16 protein-coding genes and 1 pseudogene are annotated in these 19,505 nt (G+C 32.2%); 12 read left to right on the top strand and 5 right to left on the bottom strand.

The genetic code is table 11. The features are described 5' to 3' along the window. Positions 1-116: 116 nt before the first annotated feature. The 4 genes from ACNRYB_RS19160 to ACNRYB_RS19145 all read right to left on the bottom strand — a co-directional run bounded on the left by ACNRYB_RS19160 (position 117) and on the right by ACNRYB_RS19145 (position 4,990). Complete coding sequence (locus ACNRYB_RS19160; RefSeq protein ID WP_129748205.1) at positions 117-1,124, bottom strand: helix-turn-helix domain-containing protein; 1,008 nt, start codon at positions 1,122-1,124, stop codon at positions 117-119. A 30-nt stretch (positions 1,125-1,154) separates the two neighbouring features. Beyond that, positions 1,155-2,135: a helix-turn-helix transcriptional regulator gene (locus tag ACNRYB_RS19155; protein WP_129748204.1), complete on the bottom strand. Its 981-nt coding sequence runs from the start codon at positions 2,133-2,135 to the stop codon at positions 1,155-1,157. 441 nt (positions 2,136-2,576) lie between these two features. Continuing rightward, positions 2,577-3,893 (bottom strand): sigma-54-dependent transcriptional regulator, encoded by a 1,317-nt coding sequence (locus ACNRYB_RS19150; protein ID WP_473728368.1) that lies wholly within the window; start codon positions 3,891-3,893, stop codon positions 2,577-2,579. Between the two features lie 5 nt (positions 3,894-3,898). Beyond that, positions 3,899-4,990, bottom strand: coding sequence for a sensor histidine kinase (locus tag ACNRYB_RS19145; protein ID WP_473728367.1), 1,092 nt, complete (start codon positions 4,988-4,990; stop codon positions 3,899-3,901). A 371-nt stretch (positions 4,991-5,361) separates the two neighbouring features. Between ACNRYB_RS19145 and ACNRYB_RS19140 the strand changes: the two genes are divergently transcribed. The 5 genes and pseudogenes from ACNRYB_RS19140 (at position 5,362) to ACNRYB_RS19120 (ending at position 8,546) form a co-directional block, all read left to right on the top strand. Continuing rightward, positions 5,362-5,895 (top strand): YcxB family protein, encoded by a 534-nt coding sequence (locus ACNRYB_RS19140; RefSeq protein WP_129748202.1) that lies wholly within the window; start codon positions 5,362-5,364, stop codon positions 5,893-5,895. A gap of 155 nt (positions 5,896-6,050) precedes the next feature. Next, a complete protein-coding gene (locus ACNRYB_RS19135; protein ID WP_129748201.1) occupies positions 6,051-6,491 on the top strand; it encodes a hypothetical protein in 441 nt (146 codons plus the stop codon). Positions 6,492-6,672: 181 nt separating this feature from the next. Next, a complete protein-coding gene (locus ACNRYB_RS19130; RefSeq protein WP_242502578.1) occupies positions 6,673-6,873 on the top strand; it encodes a hypothetical protein in 201 nt (66 codons plus the stop codon). A 9-nt stretch (positions 6,874-6,882) separates the two neighbouring features. Then, positions 6,883-7,951, top strand: a pseudogene (locus ACNRYB_RS19125) (DUF4861 family protein). 418 nt (positions 7,952-8,369) lie between these two features. Beyond that, entirely contained in the window at positions 8,370-8,546 is a 177-nt protein-coding gene (locus tag ACNRYB_RS19120) for a histone H1 (protein WP_008467640.1), read from the top strand. Positions 8,547-8,657: 111 nt separating this feature from the next. Here ACNRYB_RS19120 and ACNRYB_RS19115 read toward each other — a convergent pair whose 3' ends face one another. After that, the gene (locus ACNRYB_RS19115; RefSeq protein WP_129748200.1) at positions 8,658-9,698 is read right to left on the bottom strand and encodes a GntR family transcriptional regulator; all 1,041 of its coding nucleotides are present in this window, start codon (positions 9,696-9,698) and stop codon (positions 8,658-8,660) included. A gap of 384 nt (positions 9,699-10,082) precedes the next feature. Between ACNRYB_RS19115 and rhaT the strand changes: the two genes are divergently transcribed. From rhaT to ACNRYB_RS19080, 7 genes are all read left to right on the top strand, one after another. Continuing rightward, on the top strand, positions 10,083-11,132 hold the full coding sequence (rhaT, locus tag ACNRYB_RS19110) for an L-rhamnose/proton symporter RhaT (RefSeq protein WP_473728366.1): 1,050 nt from the start codon (positions 10,083-10,085) through the stop codon (positions 11,130-11,132). A gap of 26 nt (positions 11,133-11,158) precedes the next feature. Continuing rightward, on the top strand, positions 11,159-13,303 hold the full coding sequence (locus ACNRYB_RS19105; protein WP_473728365.1) for a bifunctional aldolase/short-chain dehydrogenase: 2,145 nt from the start codon (positions 11,159-11,161) through the stop codon (positions 13,301-13,303). Positions 13,304-13,778: 475 nt separating this feature from the next. Continuing rightward, complete coding sequence (locus ACNRYB_RS19100) at positions 13,779-15,053, top strand: sugar isomerase (RefSeq protein WP_473728364.1); 1,275 nt, start codon at positions 13,779-13,781, stop codon at positions 15,051-15,053. Between the two features lie 65 nt (positions 15,054-15,118). Further along, complete coding sequence (locus ACNRYB_RS19095; protein ID WP_473728363.1) at positions 15,119-16,480, top strand: FGGY-family carbohydrate kinase; 1,362 nt, start codon at positions 15,119-15,121, stop codon at positions 16,478-16,480. A 95-nt stretch (positions 16,481-16,575) separates the two neighbouring features. Beyond that, entirely contained in the window at positions 16,576-17,316 is a 741-nt protein-coding gene (locus ACNRYB_RS19090) for a (Fe-S)-binding protein (RefSeq protein ID WP_354590673.1), read from the top strand. A gap of 171 nt (positions 17,317-17,487) precedes the next feature. Then, entirely contained in the window at positions 17,488-18,888 is a 1,401-nt protein-coding gene (locus tag ACNRYB_RS19085; RefSeq protein ID WP_473728362.1) for a lactate utilization protein B, read from the top strand. Further along, positions 18,881-19,468: a LutC/YkgG family protein gene (locus tag ACNRYB_RS19080; RefSeq protein ID WP_473728361.1), complete on the top strand. Its 588-nt coding sequence runs from the start codon at positions 18,881-18,883 to the stop codon at positions 19,466-19,468. The genes ACNRYB_RS19085 and ACNRYB_RS19080 overlap by 8 nt, the downstream gene beginning before the upstream one ends. Positions 19,469-19,505 lie beyond the last annotated feature (37 nt).

Raw genomic sequence — 19,505 nt, 5'->3', positions numbered from 1 at the left:
AAGTTTTTTTTCGTTAAAAAGTTGCTGAATAGTACAAATACTATCAGCAGCTTTTTTTGTTAGGAAAGTTTTTATAATCGGTATTTTAAGAATAGTATAGCAACAAAAAAAGTGACTTAAGTCACTTTTTTTGTTGCATTTTTTTTGACAAAGTCATCTGTAGGTTTTCTTTTTAATATCTCAAAATATTTAGTGCAGAAGTAACTGAGTTTGGTATAATTAAGTTCATACATTATAGCTGTTAAAGTACTATATTCTCCACTTCTTAAGAGTTTTTGAGCAAGTTTTATTTTTTCTTCTATGAATAAATTTTTAGGAGTATCGTTAAAATGTTTTTTGAATAAGCTTTTGTATTTAGATTCAGACATACCAGCCATTCCAGATAAAAAGGTTAAAGAAGGAAAGGGACCGTATAGATTATTGGTCAGGTAATTTTTGGTTTTTTCTAGTGCTTGACCTTCTACATCTGTAAGTTGAAGGTTTTTGTTTTTAGGTTCATAGAATTTATTGAAAAAATTGCCCAGTACTTTTAATGAAATTCCTTTTAAAAAGGAATCAAAAGAAAGATCGTAAATCGATTTTGTTTTTATGGATTGAATCAATAAAATACTATTGCTATCAATATTTCCATAATGGTAAAACGCTTTTTTATTTGATTTGCTTTTTGCAAAATAATTTTCACTTGTGCTAAATTTCAGGATAAAATCATGGAGAAGTTTTTTATCAATTAACAATCTTAAAGCAATAGTTCTTTCACCTACTGCGGGTTTAAAAGCGCTCTCTATTTGGTTATCTAAAATAGCCAAATCCAATTGGTTAAAAGAGCCTATTTCGTAATCTACGTTGTTTATTTTGATTAGATTAACATGCTCGCTTAAATCAAAGTGGAAAATGAATAATTCATTATCAGATCTTTGACGGATAATCTTTAACGGTTCCTTGGTAAGTAAGTCTGCATAAACAACAGAAATACCTTCCATGATTTGAGAGAAGTAGAAAAAACCGTCTCCTATATGGTTAGGCACAACAATTAGTTTGTTGTCTATTAATTCGGTACTTAACTGTTCTGCTACATTTAGCTGCCATTCTGGCGTTAAACTATAATAATGCGTAAGTTTTCTCATAGGCTCAAAGTATTTATTATAGATTTGTTTTTACAATTGCTTATAGAATGCCTTTGGCGATAGCCCAAAATGTTCTCTAAATTTTGATGCGAAGTAAGAATTATTTGTAAAATGTAGATGATCTGAAATTTGAGAAACAGTAAGTTGTTTTTTTTCAAGAAGTTCTTTGGCAAGTTGCAGTTTGTTTTCCATAAAGAAAGCATTGGCAGTATCACCCGTTATTTTTTTAAACAAACTTTTAAATTTTGATTCAGACATATTAGCCATTTGTGCCATAAAATGAATGCTTGGAAAATGTTCTCCCAAATGCTCAATCAAATACATCTGTACGCTGATTATCTTTGCAAGATCATTTTCATTTACGGTTTGGATAATAACTCTTTTTGTAGCAATTTTTTTGAGATAATTGGAAATCAGTAGATGAACAGTGCCTCTCAAATTTAAATCAAAAACAGCTCCGCCAACTTCTAGTTTTTTTAAATCGTTCAGCACATGGAAACTTTCATTGCTCATCCTATCAAAACGAACAATGGTGTTTACTTTTGAATCTATGAGGGTATCGATATTCTCAATAATAATATTGTTTCGTTTAAGAAAAGCCTTAATCATGCTTTTTTTTATAAAAATGCAAAGTGCAAAAGTTTTGCTCCCTTTTAAAACTTCATATCTTGATTCTAAAGCTCCGTCTATTACAGATAAATTGTATTGCCATCGCCCGACATTGTACATAAAATGCCCGCTTCTTACGGTTGCTTCACCTTCAGTAAGATTATAATAAAAGCCAACAAAGTCTTGATTAAGATTTTTTTGTATAAGACGGAAATTTCGATGGTATTCTACATTGAGATAATAAGCGATAATGCCATCACCGCAATCTAAAAAATACCGGGTTCCAGTTTGGAAATCCTCTGATGTAGTGATAAAATTTCCTTCAATTTTTCCTCCAATTTGGGCAGCATAATGCTCTACCCATTCTAAATCTGCACTGTAACGATGCTCAATTATTTTCATGGAAATGTGGATTTTGTATTATAAAGTTAAGTTATTTTTGCTTAACTGATAATGTTTTTATTTGTAAGTCATTGATTTTTAGTTTTGTGTAGGTTTTTGTGCTCTAGAATGGGAGCCAAGGGAAGCGATTGTTAAACTTTCAACGGCTGTAATGCGGGATTGGATCCAAATGTTCTATTCTTTTAAAACAGTACAGGACTCTATAGTATAAATAACTTTTAATTTTTCGTGAAAGACTGCTTTTATAAACAGTTTTGAGATTAAGAAGAGACTTCATTTGTTTAATTTTGATTTATTTTAATACTTTTTTGTCTTTTAAAGGCAAATTATATGCCCTGATTTTTACTATGTTGTAAATCAATTTATTAAAATGGAAGCTTGTTGTTTTGGGTAGAAAGTGAGTGGGGAATTTATGGTCGGATGGGGAGAAAATGTTCTTTTTTAAAGAATTTTCTGATTCAAAGTTTTGCGGTCAATTTGTAAAATCTGGGCAGCTTTTGTCTTATTATTATTTACAAATGATAAAACTTTTAAAATTTGTTCTTTTTCGTATTCTTTAAGCGATTTAAAAATATCTTGCGAAGTAGGAATATGATATTTTAGATGATCTGGAACGTGGTTTAAATCAATAGAATCATCGCTCATAATAACCATTCTGTGAATAAGATTTTCTAGTTCCCTAATATTTCCCGGCCAATCGTAACGAAATAAAACTTCTGTTACTTTTTCGTTAATTTTTAAGTTGGATTTATTGTATTCTTTAGAGTATTTTTCAATAAAAGTCTTTATTAATAATGGTAAATCTTCTTTACGATTTCTCAATGCGGTCGTTTTTATGTTGACAATATTAATTCGATAATATAAATCTTCTCTAAAAGTACCTTTGGATACCATTTCTTCTAGATTGCTATTAGTGGCACATATTATTCTGATGTCAATTTTTTCTGGTCTTGTAGATCCAACTCTTACGATTTCTTTTTCCTGCAACACTCTCAATAACCTTGTTTGGACTGCCATTGGAGCATTGCCAATTTCGTCCAAAAATATTGTGCCACCATCTGCCGCTTGAAATAATCCAGTTCGTGTTTCTGAGGCTCCAGTAAATGCCCCTTTTACATGTCCAAATAATTCTGACTCGATGAGATTTTCTGGAATTCCGCCACAGTTTACCGTAATTAGAGGCTTATTGCCAAATTTTCCAGTAAAATGAATAGCTTTGGCAATAAGTTCTTTTCCGGTACCAGTTTCTCCTTCAATAAGCACATTTGCTTTAGTATCTTTAATTCGCTTAATTATTTCAATAATTTCCTTAAATTGGCTAGAATGGCCAATTATTTCGCCATATGTATTTTCATTTTGAGAACTTTCATTAGGTAGCATTAGATCTGTCTTTACTAAACAATTTGTGATTGCTTTATTTAATTCATCGCTTGTGAACGGTTTGGTTAAGTAATCTAAAGCCCCAGATTTCATTGCACTAACAACATTGTGTATGGAAGGGATACCGGAAATAACTAGTTTAGGTAATGATGGGTAATGTTCTTCTGCATATTTTAGCAACTCAAGGCCATTTATGTCGGGCATGTTTATGTCGCTTATTAGCAAATTGATATTGGATTGTTTTAAGACTTCGATAGCTTCAGTAACAGAAGAAGCTTTATAGGTCCGATAATTAGAAGATTTTAATTGCCTCTGTACCAAATCTAGCATGTCATTATTGTCGTCAACAACTAGTATATTTTCTTTTTTAAAATTCATTTTGTTTATTTTAAAGGGATTTTAATTATAAAAATTGTCCCATTTGGAAAATTGTCTTGCAACAAAATTTGACCATTATGATTCTTAATAATGCCATAGACAACACTCAGTCCTAAGCCACATCCGTAGTTGACAGGTTTTGTCGAAAAGAAAGGATCAAATATTTTTTCTTTAATGTTTTCAGGAATACCAGTTCCTTGATCCTCTATTTTTAAATACAAATTAGACTCATCGTCATCGATAATTATTTTGATAGTACTTTTTTCAGGAGAAGCATAAATAGCATTAATAATTAAATTAAACAAGACTTGGGTGATCTGTACTGAATCAAATTTTGCAGTAATATTTTCATTTTTAATAAAAAGTTCATTCTTAATCTCTTTCTTTTGAAAGTTTGATTTTAGAAAGGATAAAGCAAAAAGTATAACCGGTTTTATTTCTTGAACTTCTAGTTTTTGGGGCATTTCACAAGAAAAAAACATTAATCGTTTTACAATTTCCCTTGAATAAATAACAGAATTAATTACAATTGAAATATCAGAATCAATATCTGGATCTGTATTATGGTCTTTTATGAGTTCTGCAAAGCCTAAAATATTGCCCAACGGTGTATTTAATTCATGTGCGATTCCTGCTGTCATCTCGCCCAAAAGAGTAAGACGTTCCATACGCTCAAGTGTTCTTCTTAAGGCAGCTTTTTTTTCTAGCGTCTGGTATTTTTCAATATAATTTCCTACTTCTAGAGCAATGGTGTCAAGAAGTTTCTGCTCATCCTCATAAAAATCTTCCTGCACATATTTCTTTGATGGATAATTAACTTTGATATAGCCACAATCATTGTCACTAATCTTTATTTTACTCAATTGAAAAATGCTGGATTCCTTTTGCTCGGAGGTGAATAAATGATAGTCAATTATGTGAATTTCAACTATTGCATCTTCGTTGTAGCGCCAAGCATTTTTTGTGCAAACTATAATTTCGTACAGTGTCTGTATATGAATGGAATGTGATTTAGAAATAATCTTTGAAATTTCATATAAACATGTGAGTTCTTTGATTTTTTCCTTCAGATTTTCCTCTGTTAATTTCAGATTCATTATAAGAAAATATTTGTTTATTTTTTTGTTTAAGCGGCCCAAAAGTAAATAAATATCTTTGAGATACATGTAAAAGAAAGTTAAAAGTTAACTGTTTGAAAATAAAATAAATAGAATTGTAATTAAGGTCTTATTGTGATGCTTTTTTGTCTTCTTGAGGCAATTTTTAAAGTTATATTTCTATAAAAAACAGGTTTGTTTTGAGATGTATTTTTTACAAGCCTATTGTGGGAAATTTTTATTGAAAATGAAGATTGGCGGAATAGAAATTTGGTCTTATTTTGATATTTTAAAAACTTCTACGTCTGAATAGCATTTTCTTATTAACATATTTTTGTAAAGAATAAAAGATTAAAAAAAAAGACAAAAATATGCCAGCATCTAATTTTTCATTAGAGTTACAGTTAAATATTTCTGAAATTAGAAAGCTTAACAAAATGTACTTTGAGCATTTGTTTAAGGAATGGATTGTATATGTTTTGTTTATTGTTGCACTAGTTACAGCAACGCTTGAGTTTGTTAGAGAAGCTGATTTTTTTCAATGGTTAATAAGTTGTTTGCTTACCCTTGTTCTTTTAGTGGTTATTCAATTCTTTTTTGTTGATGTTATATCTAGAACAATTTTAGGCTTGGCAAAAAGACTTATAATGTATCATCAATTTTATAATAGATATAAACTTACTTTTACTTATTTTGATATTAGCATTCAATCTCCATTGGGAGAGTTAAAACATAAATGGACAAAGATTGAAAAAGTTATTTCTACAAAAAAATCCTTGTTTCTTTATGTAAAAGAAAAAAATACCTACATAATTTCTATTTCAAAAAAAGATCATAATTGTCAGGAGATAGAAAAACTGCTTTCGTTTGTTGAAAATCATGTCATGAATGTGATAAAGGTTTAGTGAAGTTTTTAGTATTAATCTAAAAAATACCTTATAGTGATTGTTTTATGACTTATTGGAGCAAATCAATAATTGACTAAGACCTAATTTTGTTAAATATTTTAATAATTAGTCTTAAACTAAATGGTGTAGTTACAATTTAAAAAGTTGAAAAAATGCAAAAGGAGCGAGTTTTAGTGCATGATAACAATGGTGTTTTTCTAAAAATGTTTAAAAGAAAATTTAAAGAGGAATTTGAGTTTTTAGAAACATCCTTTGCAGATAAAAATGATGAGATAATAAATCAATGTGACCGTATTATTTATGTGCTCTACAATAGAGAAGAACTGCTTCGCTTTTTGCAAGAAGATAAAAGAACAAATATTTTGGTTTGTTTGTTTAATAAGCAACTGCATAAAAGCTTATCTTTTTTAGATGTTAATAATAATTTGATTTTATTTGATGAATCAAAAACCAGTCGTGAAATTTTTAAAGAAGTAAAACTTTTTTTGACAAAGAAGTTTGATTATAGAAATGAGAAAAAAACAGTTTCTCAATATAATCTTTCGAAAACAAGGTTTTATGAGTATTATAAAGCGATGTATTTTTTAATGTGATGTAATTTATTTTTTTATTTCATATTATTTGATTAGTAATATGTTTCACAAAGCAGGATAATTGTTGTTCGTTATCCTGCTTTCATATTTTTGAGTTCATTTCATTTTTAAAATACTCTTACTTTTAAGTGTTGTAACGGCAATTAAAAATTCTTAAATTGTTATAAAATAAATTATAAGAATGAAAAAAAGAGCCTTATTTTATCTTCCAATTGTTTTTATTATTGCTTCTTTAAGTTGCTGTAAAGTTTCTAAAAATACTTCAAAAAATACAATTGCATTAAAAAACAATAGTTCTTTAGTATTATCTCAAAAAGCAATTTCCATTAGAAAAGAAAATCTTGGTGTTGATAAAGAAAGTTTTCCAGTTTTACTTTTCTAAACAGATACAATACCAGCGCAGATAAATGATCTTAATTGTGACGGAAAATGGGATGAACTTTTCTTTACTATAGATTTTCTGCCAAATGAGGAGAAAAATATTCAGCTAAAATGGTCTGAAGCTGATCCAAAATATCCGATAAGAACCAGTGCTCGTTTTGGAAAAATATAATGAAAGAATTTTCTTGTTAATACAAATAAGCAAGAAGTCTTAATGGCAGATCAGGTTCATAAAAAACTTGGATATCAAAAATATCAAACAGATGGGCCAACTTGGGAAAATGACAAGGTTGGTTTTAGACATTATTTGGGTGGAAGAAACTCTAAAGATGTTTTCGGGAAAAAACTTCCAAAGATTACGCCAGAAAATGTAGGGATAAATAGCAAAGGTGCATTTGAAGATAATTATCATGTACGATTGGGGAAGGGATATTTTTCCTGTTGGAAATTCTGTTGGCTTAGGAGGTTATGCATTATTAATTGATAACAAAATAAATAGGCTTGGAATTTTAGGAAATGATACTATTAACAATGTAGAAAAGACGACTTTTAAGATTGTTGCAGAATGCTCAGTAAATTCGGTTTTGAGTTATCATTATCAAAATTGGAATGCTGCTGGAAATTTGTATCAAGTACAGGAAACCACTTCGATCTGGCCCGGAATGTACGACTACAAAAACCCAGCTTCGATAAATGGCATTAAAGGAAAAGAAACTTTTCTGGTGGCACTTTCTAATTTAAATAATAAAAATCCGCTTCGGGTTATTGAATCTGTAGATTGGATATGCTTAATTCAGCATGATTATCTAACTTATGAGCGTCAGTGGATTTTAGGGACAGCTATTTTAGTTCCTGCAAATCTTTATAAAGGCTATATTGAAGCTCCTAAAACAGGACAGTTGACAGATTCATATTTAGCAAAATTAAAAATTGAAAACAATAAAGAAATCAGCTATTATGCTGTTGTTGCTTGGGAATTAAGTGTCGATAAAGGCTTTAATGATTCTTCTTTTTTTACCAATTATGTAATCAATTTGGCTAAACAGCTTTCTGTTAAAGTAAAAGTTGAAATTAGATAATTGGACGTTATAAATTGAAAGACAGAGCGAAGTAAAAGAGAAAAATTTTGTCCTTCTAAATCCTCGATATCGAGATTAAAATTGAAGCATTTTAAACAGTCTGTTGGGGATTTTTTCCCCTTTTGGGGTAATTTTTCTCTACAGGAATTAACAAATAGAAGTACTTTCAGACAATATGTGAAAGAAAATTTTATTCATTGCAACACTTTCTACAAAGCCTTAAAACAGGAATGTTTTGAAAGTTGCGATAATAAGTATTTGATTGTTAATGTATTGTGTTTTGTGATGTTTTAGAAAAACAAGAAGTCAATTTATTGTAAAGAAAATGAATGAAAAACTGCATTAAATTTAACAGCAAAATTGTTGTAACTATCACACAAACTTTTATTTTTGTGGCTTAATTTAACAATATATAAGCATGAAAGATTTATTAGTAAAAATCAACGCCGAAATTGAAACATTCAAAGCTGAAGCTGAATCTTTGACTGAAAAAGGAATTAAAGCTGCTGGACCAAGAGCACGTAAATCAACTTTAGAAATTGAAAAACTTTTAAAAGAGTTCAGAAAAGTTTCTATCGAAGAATCAAAAAAATAATACAACTAAAACCTCGTCAATCGGCGAGGTTTTTTTATGCTTAAAAAAAGTAAAGTTTAAGACAAAGAGAAGGAAACCTTTGTTACTTTGCTCCTCTGTTACTTTGCATCTTTAAATTGAATTTCTATCAATAAAATTAAAAGGAACTTTTACCTGAGCTTTTTCTTTGTTTAGGATTAATCTGGCTGCTGTTTCTCCCATAACATTAAAATCGGTAGACATTACGGTAATGCCTAATAATTCTTTTAACGGAGTATCATTATAAGAAATAACGCCAATCTCTTTTCCCAAAACAAATTCTTCATCGCGAATTTGTTTCATTAAATTCACTAGATCAGATTCTTCAATGGTGATAAATAAATCTCCTTTTTTAAGGATCATATCATCATAAACCTCACTTAGAATTTCAAAATTAATTTCGTGCTCGACACAGAATTTTCTAAATCCGTGCAAAATTCGTCTAGGATAAGGGTAAACTGCTTTATCTGGATATACTAGAATTAAACGTTTGTATTTTGCAATTTTAGAAAGACCTTCCTTAAGTGCATTATAAATATCATTTTCAAAATCCTGATAAATCTTAATGACATCATCACCAGTTCCTAATTTGATATTATCTAAAATAACCAGTTTTTCTTGTGGAATTTTTTTAATGGCACTTACAACATCATCAGTAAAACTTAAATGTTTTAATTGGTCTGTTTTAAAGTGCGTTGTAATGACATAATAATCGTAAGCTCCCTCAAACTTATCTAAGATATTCAGAAATAAAGTTTCGTCGCAGTGGTAAATTTGGAGATCAACATGAGCATTAGCGCCTAAAGTATCAATAAACGAACTATAAGTCTTCATTTTATAGGAGCTCAATTTATTTGTCAAAAACAAAATATTGACCTTAGATTCTAATTTTGTTCGAGTAATATAGTAGCCTTTTCCTCTAATCGAAGAAATGATTTTTCTTTCTTTTAAAATGTTATAAGCTTTCTCAACAGTATCACGAGACATATAAAACTCTTCGCTGAAACTATTTATAGAAGGAATTTTTTGATTGATTTTTAAATTTCCGTTAGCGATGTTCTGAAGTATAGAGTCAACAATCTGCTTGTATTTAGGAACTCGAGAATCTTCATCTATTTTAATAAGTTTAATCATGTTCATTTTGAGGAAATCTGTCTCGTATTTAAACAAGACTCTTTTAATTCTAAATAATTTTAAAAAATCTCTTCTTAAAAAAGGAATCTCTTAAACAGAATCATTTTTATAATGAAAAAGAGAAATTGACAAGGCTTGTAATCTTTTTTTTATGATTTCTGAATTTTAACCCAAATGAAGAATTAATAATTGCGAAATCGATTGCTAAAATAGCCATTTTAAATTTATTTACCCAATAATTGCAAGCCCTTATTTCTAATAATCTTTAGTTTTAACAAAAAATATGAAATCCGTAAAGGATAGTACAGGACAGTTTTCTTTTTGACATTCTCTTATTTTACAAAACCAAATACTAACAAACCTAACCTAAACCAAAAACATTATATGGAATCATTATTAGGAATTATTTTTCATTCTATCGGAGGATTTTCTTCGGGTAGTTTTTATATGCCTTTTAAAAAAGTGAAAGACTGGGCTTGGGAAAGCTATTGGCTTGTGGGAGGATTTTTCTCATGGCTGATTGTTCCTCCAGTTGCCGCTTACTTAACGATTCCAAATTTTACTGAAATTATTGCAGCAGCTTCTCCATCAATAAAAACCTTCACTTTTACAATGGGATTAATCTGGGGGATAGGCGGTTTAACTTATGGTTTGGGCGTTCGCTATTTGGGAATGTCATTAGGAAATTCAATTACATTAGGATTCTGCTCTGCATTTGGAGCTTTGGTTCCTTCAATTTATTATGATATTGTTCCAACAGAAGGAAAAATTTCATTTTCTCACATGCTTACTAATACTGGCGGTCAGATCGTTTTATTGGGAGTTGTAGTATATCTGATTGGAATTGCTATTTCAGGGAAAGCTGGAATGCTAAAAGAAAAAGATTTTGCTACTGGCCATGAAGATAAGGATAAAGACTTCAATCTGGTAAAAGGTTTAATTGTAGCGGTGATTTCAGGGATTTTAAGTTCATTCTTTAATTACGGAATCGAAGCTGGAAAATCAATGGCAGAACATGCTGTTATAAATGGCGCAAATCCGTTATTTCAAAACAATGTGACTTATGTTGTACTACTTTGGGGAGGATTGACAACCAACTTTATCTGGTGTCTTTATTTGAATTTTAAAAACAAATCAATTAAAAATTATACTGATAAATCTACTCCAATAACAAAAAACGTTTTGTTTTCTGCTCTTGCAGGAACCATGTGGTTTTTACAGTTTTTCTTTTACGGAATGGGAGAAAGCAAACTTGGAAATGGTGCTAGTTCATGGATTCTGCATATGGCAACCATCATCTTAACAGCAAATTTTTGGGGATTTTATTTGAAAGAATGGAAAGGAGTTTCTAAAAAAACATTAAGAACTTTTTTCTGGGGAATTGGGCTTATTATGCTTGCAATCGTTTTGGTAGGAATTGGTAACTCATTATAAATACAAGAAATAATTTAAAATACTATATGTCGAATACAAACACAATTAATAATATGAATTTTAAGCATGTAAGCTACCTTTGGGATGAGGCTAAGGCAGCAGCATTAGCAGGTGATGAAGTAGCGCTTTTTATTTATCGTTCTAACTTGCTAGGGGCTGATTTAAGATTGACCAACTATGGCGGTGGAAACACTTCTGTAAAAATTACAGACAAAGATCCTCTTACTGGAGAATCTTCTGAAGTAATGTGGATTAAAGGTTCTGGCGGTGACATTGGAACGTTGACAAAATCAGGTTGTGCAGCTTTGTATTTGGACAGACTTCGTAATCTTGAAAATGTTTACAGAGGTATTGAGTTTGAAGATGAAATGGTAGAATTATTCAACCACTGTATTTTCGATTTAGCGTCAAAAGCGCCTTCTATTGATACGCCCTTGCATGGTTTTCTTCCATTCAAACATATCGATCACTTGCATCCGGATGCGGCAATTGCTATCGCTGCTGCGAAAGATGGAAAGAAAATCACAGAAGAATTATTCAACGGAGAAATTGGCTGGGTAGGCTGGCAGCGTCCAGGATTTGATCTTGGTCTTCAGTTGAGAGCTTGTTTAGAAGAAGCAGAAAAAAAAGGTAAAAAACTACGCGGCATCATGTTAGGTTCTCATGGTTTATTTACTTGGGGAGATACTGCGTTTGATAGTTATATCAATACGCTGGAAGTAATCGAGAAATGTGCTTCTTACTTAGAAGATAATTATGGAAAAACGCGTCCAGTTTTTGGAGGAAAGAAAATTGACAGTCTTCCAGAGGCAGATCGTAAATTGAAAGCAGCAAAAGTAGCTCCGATTTTAAGAGGTTTCTGTTCATCAGAGCGCCAAATGATTGGTCATTATACAGACGATGAAAGAGTTTTAGAATTTATTAATTCTAATGATTTATCGAAATTAGCTCCATTAGGAACATCTTGTCCAGATCACTTTTTACGAACTAAGATTAGTCCTTTGGTTTTAGAATTAGATCCAAACGAAGATTTATCAGATGTTGCGGCAGTTAAAGCAAAATTAACTCCAGCTTTTGAAGCATACCGTGCAATGTACAAAGACTATTACAATGCATGTAAAAAATCAAATTCGCCAGCAATGCGTGATCCAAACCCTGTTGTGATTTTATATCCTGGAGTTGGAATGTTCACTTTCGCTAAAGATAAAACAATGGCGCGTTTAGCATCTGAGTATTACATCAATGCCGTAAACGTAATGAAAGGCGCTGAAGCAGTTTCAGAATATACTTCTTTACCGCACCAAGAAGCTTTTGACATTGAATATTGGTTATTGGAAGAAGCTAAATTACAGCGTATGCCAAAACCAAAAGCATTATCTGGAAGAGTAGCTTTGATTACAGGCTCTGCCGGCGGAATTGGTAAAGCTATCGCTAAGAAATTTGCTCAAGAAGGTGCTTGTGTTGTAATTAACGATATTAACGAAGAGCGTTTGCAAGGTGCATCTGCTGAGTTTGTTAAAGCATTTGGAAAAGATGCAGTTTCTAGCACTTTATTGAATGTAACTGACGAAGCAAGCACAGAAAAAGCATTAGACGAAGCTTCTTTAGCTTTTGGTGGTGTTGATATTGTGGTGAACAATGCGGGAATCAGTATTTCAAAATCTATCGCAGAACACACTTTAGAAGAATGGGATAGATTATACGATATCTTGGTAAAAGGACAATTTATTGTTTCTAAAGCGGGAATCGAAGTAATGCGCAAACAAGGTTTTGGAGGAGATATTGTAAATATCGTTTCTAAAAATGCTGTTGTCGCTGGTCCGAATAATCCTGGTTATGGTTCGGCAAAAGCGGCTCAAGCGCACTTAACACGTTTAATGGCTGCAGAACTTGGAGCAGATAAAATTCGTGTAAACACAGTAAATCCTGATGCTGTAATTTCAGACTCAAACATTTGGTCTGGAGGATGGGCAGAAGGTCGTGCAAAAGCATACGGAATTACAGTTGAAGAACTTCCGGCTTACTATGCAAAACGTACGCTATTAAATGAAATCATATTGCCTGATGATATCGCAAATGCTTGTTTTGCGTTTGTTGGAGGTTTCTTGAATAAATCTACAGGAAACGCCTTAAACGTAGACGGCGGCGTAGCAATGGGCTTTTATAGATAAAGATTGTTTAGGTTTTTATATAAGTTTGTTTAAGCAAAAGTGGTTTTTTGTGGTCTAGCGTTCGATTCTTTCGAACGTTAGATTTTTTTAGCATATAACATTCGCTTTAACAAAGAAAACTTAACAAAAAAGTGAAGTACAACCAGAGTTCAGCAATTATGGCATATTGAACGCAGATGACGCAGATTCGCTATCGCGAAAACGCGGAAAAATGCGGATTTTTTATTTCACGCAGATTTAGACTGATTTAAGCAGATCTAAGAGATTTTTAATTTGAGATGATTAAAGAAAAGATCTGCGTTCTCTGCTAGAATCTTTTTAAATCTGCGTGAAACAAAAAATCTGTGTCAATCAGCGTCTTCGCGATAGCGAATCCGTAAAATCCGCGTCCCCAAATTTAGGCAATGCATGTTAAAAAAATATACTAGAAATATAAAATTTATATATTGTAAACTCTATTAAAGAATAAATAACTATGTTAATCTCATCAAACCACATTGAATCTCATAACGAAGATTTATTTAAGAAACACCAAAATAAATTAGTTTTTACAGCATCAGAAATTAATGATACAGAAGCGATTATTCAAAAATTAATTGACTTTCAAATCGCAATTCCATCTTGGGCTTTAGGAACAGGAGGAACTAGATTTGGACGTTTTGCAGGTGGAGGTGAACCTCGTTCTTTAGAAGAAAAAATCGAAGACGTTGGATTGCTTCATAAATTAAACAATGCTTCTGGGGCAATTTCACTTCATATTCCTTGGGATATTCCAACAGATTATAATGCAATCAAAACATTAGCAGGACAGCACGGTTTGAAGTTTGATGCAATGAACTCAAATACTTTTCAAGATCAAGCTAGTGCAGAACATACTTACAAATACGGTTCTTTACAAAACGTGAATAAAGCAGTTCGCAAACAGGCAATTGCTCACAACATAGAAGTAATTAAACACGGAATCGAATTAGGATCTGAATCTTTGACAGTTTGGCTGGCAGACGGTTCTAATTTTCCAGGACAATTAAATTTTAGAAAAGCGTATCAAAATACATTAGAAAGTTTAGAGGAAATCTACGATGCATTACCTTCAAATTGGAAATTATTCTTAGAATACAAATGCGCTGAACCTAACTTTTATTCTACAACTGTAGCAGATTGGGGACAATCTTATTCGTATGTGAAAAAATTAGGAGACAAAGCACAGACTTTGGTAGACTTAGGGCATCATTTACCAAATGCCAATATCGAGCAAATTGTTTCTTTATTATTGATGGAAAATAAATTAGGTGGATTCCATTTTAATGATTCAAAATATGGAGACGACGATTTAACTGCCGGTGCATTAAAACCATACCAATTATTCTTGATTTTTAATGAATTAGTAGAAGGAATGGACGCAAGAGGAATGAATCACGCCAAAGATTTAGGTTGGATGATTGATGCTTCTCACAATATTAAAGATCCTTTAGAAGATTTATTGCAATCTGTTGAAGCAATTATGATTGCTTACGCTCAAGCACTTTCTGTTGATAGAAAAGCATTAGAACAAGCTCAAGAAGAAAATGATGTAGTAAAAGCACAGGAAATTCTTCAGAATGCTTTCCGTACAGATGTTCGCGCGTTAGTTGCTGAAGCTCGTCTTCGTTCTGGAGCAGCTTTAAATCCGGTAGCATTATATCGTTCTATTCAGGTAAGACAAAATCTTATCGAAGAAAGAGGTTTAAAAACAATGGCAACGGGATTATAATTATAAATTATGAATTGTCAACTCTGAATTGACAATTGATAATTAACAATTTACAATTTAAAAAAATGAATGTAGTTGCGATTTTTGATATTGGTAAAACAAACAAAAAGGTTTTTTTATTTAATGAAAATTATAAAATTGTCTGGGAAAAATCAGTTAATCTTGTGGAAACAAAAGACGAAGATGGTTTTCCTTGCGAAGATATAGAGGTTCTTCAAAAATGGGTTTTAGATCGCTTAGAAGAAATAAAAGAATTAACTGATTATGTTTTAAAAGCCATCAATTTCAGCACTTACGGAGCAAGTTTTGTTTATATAGACGAAAACGGAAAAGTTTTAACTCCTCTGTATAATTATCTAAAAGATTATCCAGAGGAATTAAAATCTGATTTTTATAAAAAATATAAGGGAGAAGAGAAGTTTGCTGTAAAAACGGCTTCGCCAGTTTTAGGAAGTCTGAATTCTGGAATGCAGATTTACAGGTTGAAAGAAGAAAAGCCTGAATTATTTGAAAAAGTAAAATACTGTCTTCATCTTCCACAGTTTTTAAGTTTTCTTTTAACCAATGAAGCTTACGCCGATATTACAAGCATTGGCTGCCATACCAATTTATGGAATTTCAAGAAAATGAAATATCATAAATGGTTGAAGAATGAAGGAATCGATGCTAAACTGCCTCCAATTTATTACGGCAAAGACGTTATAAAAACAAAAGATGGATTAGCTATCGGAACAGGGCTTCATGACAGTTCTTCGGCTATAATTCCATACACGATTAACTTTACAGAACCTTTCGTTTTATTATCAACAGGAACTTGGAGTATTTCTCTAAATCCTTTTAATAATAAGCCGTTGACTTTTGAAGAGTTGCAACACGACTGTTTGTGTTATATGCAATACACAAATAAACCTGTTAAAGCGGCACGTTTATTTGCTGGTAATGAGCATGAAGTGCAAACAAAAAGATTGGCAGAACATTTCAAAGTTCCCATTGATACTTATAAAGAGGTTTATTTTGATAAAAAAATCACAGCCAATTTACGTTCGCTGAATTATCAGATTTTCTATCCAAAGAAATACGATTTTGATATTTTAAATGAATGTCCTTTTCAAAAGAGAGATTTATCGCAGTTTAAAGATTACGAAACAGCCTATCATCAATTAATGTTGGATTTGGTAGAACAGCAGTTTTTCTCGACTAATTTGGTAGTTCAAAATAGTCCAGTAAAAAAGATTTTTGTGGATGGCGGATTCAGTAAAAATTCTATTTACATGAATTTATTGGCAGAAGCTTTTCCAGATGTTGAGGTTTATGCGGCTTCGATGGCGCAGGCAAGTGCATTGGGTGCGGCATTGGCAATTCATGAAAACTGGAATCCAAAACCAATTCAGAACGATTTAATTGACTTGAAATTCTATAAACATTAGGTAAAAAAGGTCTGTATGTTGTAAATTTGCTGAGAAACGTATTTTTTACATTTTTACAGTACACGCCTAATGAACAACACACTAAATACTACAATATGAAAATTGGACTTTTTATACCTTGTTATGTCGACCAATTTTACCCAAAAGTAGGAATCGCAACCTACGAATTACTTCAAAAATTAGGTTGTGATGTCGAATTTCCGATGGGACAAACCTGCTGCGGACAGCCAATGGCAAATAGCGGTTACGCACATTTGACAAAAGGATGCGATGCCAATTTTATTGCCAATTTTTCTGGATTTGATTATATAGTCTGTCCTTCTGGAAGTTGTGTTTTGCATGTGAAAGACCATTTGCATGACGAGAAACAGGAAGAGAAGGCAACAGCAATTCGAAATACAGTTTATGAACTTACAGAATTTATAACTGACGTTTTAAAAATCGATCACATTGACGGAAGATTTCCTTATAAAGTTGGAATGCACGTAAGCTGTCACGGTCAGCGTGGATTGAAGCTTTCGCAAATGTCAGAATTAAACGCACCATTTTTCTCTAAACCAGAACAATTATTGCACAGTATAAAAGACCTTGATTTGGTTGCTCTAACCAGAAAAGATGAATGCTGTGGCTTTGGTGGAACTTTCTGTGTGACTGAAGAAGCAGTTTCTGTAAAAATGGGACAAGATCGTATTAAAGATCACGAAAGTCATAATGTGGATTATATTACAGGAGGTGATATGTCTTGCTTAATGCATTTGGATGGAATTCTAAAAAGACAAAAAAGCAGAATTAAAACCATCCATATTGCAGAAATATTAAATTCACTCGAAAACTAAGAACAGATGTTGAGTATAAAATTTAACCGCAAAGTTCGCAAAGTTTTACGCAAGGTTCGCAAAGTTAATTTTAATCTTTGCGAACTTTGCGCTTTTTCCTTTGCGGACTTTGCGGTTAAATAAAGCATACCAATGATAAACATTTCAAAATTGACTTTTAAATAGTAGAAAATGTCATCAGAAAAAATAATACAGCATAGCGAAGCAGCGGCAAAATTCAATAAAGATGTAGAACGTGTCAATTGGCACGATGAAACGCTTTGGTTTGTTCGCGCTAAAAGAGACAAATCAGCTCACCAAATAGCAGATTGGGAACTGCTTCGCGAAACGGCTTCTCAAATAAAATTTAATGTGCTTTCTAATATTCATGATTATTTAGTCGAATTTGAAGCGAATGCGCAACGAAACGGAATAATTGTACATTGGGCTGCCGATGCAAAAGAACACAACGAAATTGTACATTCTATCATGGCGAAACATGATGTAAAGCAAATGGTGAAATCCAAATCGATGCTTACAGAAGAATGCCATTTAAACGATTATTTAGCCGAAAAAGGAATTGAAGTAATCGATTCAGATTTAGGTGAATATATCGTTCAGCTTCGTAAAGAACCGCCAAGCCATATTGTACTTCCTGCAATTCACTTAAAGAAAGAAGATGTAAGCGAAACTTTCCACGAACATTTAGGTACAGAAAAAGGAAATTTCAATCCGCAATATTTGACAGAATCAGCTCGCCAGAGTTTGAGAAATACTTTTTTGACTAGAAAAGTGGCTTTAACGGGAGTTAATTTTGCTGTTGCAGAAACGGGAGAATTTGTAGTTTGTACCAACGAAGGAAATGCCGATATGGGCGCACATTTAGCAGATGTTCACATCGCTTGCATGGGATTCGAAAAACTGATTCCGAAAAGAGAACATTTAGGTGTTTTTCTGAGATTATTAGCAAGAAGTGCAACTGGACAACCTATTACGACTTTCTCAAGCCATTTCAAGAAACCAAGAGACGGAAAAGAAATGCATATCGTAATTGTAGACAACGGAAGAAGTACGCAATTAGGAAGAGAAGATTTTAGAAATTCACTAAAATGCATTCGCTGTGGAGCGTGTATGAATACTTGTCCCGTTTACAGACGAAGCGGTGGACACAGTTATCATAATGCAGTTGCTGGACCAATTGGGTCTATTTTAGCGCCAAACTTAGATATGAGCAAAAATGCCGATCTGCCTTTTGCTAGTACACTTTGTGGTTCTTGTACTAACGTTTGTCCAGTAAAAATTGATATTCATGATCAATTGTACAAATGGCGTCAGGTTTTGGTAAAAGAAGGGCATACGCCAAAAGCTAAAACTATTGCGATGAAAACAATGGCTACCGTTTTGGCCAATCCGACTGTTTTTAATATTGCTGGAAAATCAGGGCGATTTGTAATGAAAAATATTCCAGGAATGGTCAATAATAAAATGAACAAATGGTACGATCAGCGGGAAATGCCAGATGTTCCAGAAGAATCTTTTAGAGAATGGTACAAGAAAAATTCGAGAGAATCTAAAGAAAAAGGAAATGAGTAGTAAAGGTGAAATTTTAAAAAGAATAAAAGCAAATCAGCCCAATTTGGTTTCAGAACTGCCCAATTTAAATCTTTTAGGTTCTGAACAATTTGATGTTTTAGAAACCTATAAAACAGTTTTAAAAGGCATAGGTGGCGATCCTGTAGAAGTTGCCGATTATAATGAAATCATCAATTATATAAAATCGAATTACAATCTGGAGAAAAGACTGATTACAACCCTTCCAGAACTTTCAGAGATTGCTTCTTTAGACTGGAAAACAGTTGATCCGCATTCATTACAAGATGTTGAATTAACAGTTGTAAAAGCACATTTTGGTGTAGCAGAAAACAGCGGACTTTGGGTTACAGATGATGTTGTAGGACAGCGTGTTGCGCCTTTCATTGCGCAATATTTGGCTATTGTAGTTCATAAAAAAGATCTTTTGCCAACAATGCAGCAAGCGTATCAAAGAATTGGAAACATGGAATACGGTTTTGGAACCTTCATAGCTGGTCCGTCAAAAACAGCCGACATTGAGCAGTCTTTAGTTCTTGGTGCGCATGGTGCTAGAGGATTAATTGTGTTCTTATTGGATTAAGGTTTTTATCTTTTTACTAGTGAAAATATTCGCATAG

This window comes from Flavobacterium sp. CR10, assembly GCF_055814415.1.
This window is presented reverse-complemented; position numbering and strand designations above follow the sequence as displayed.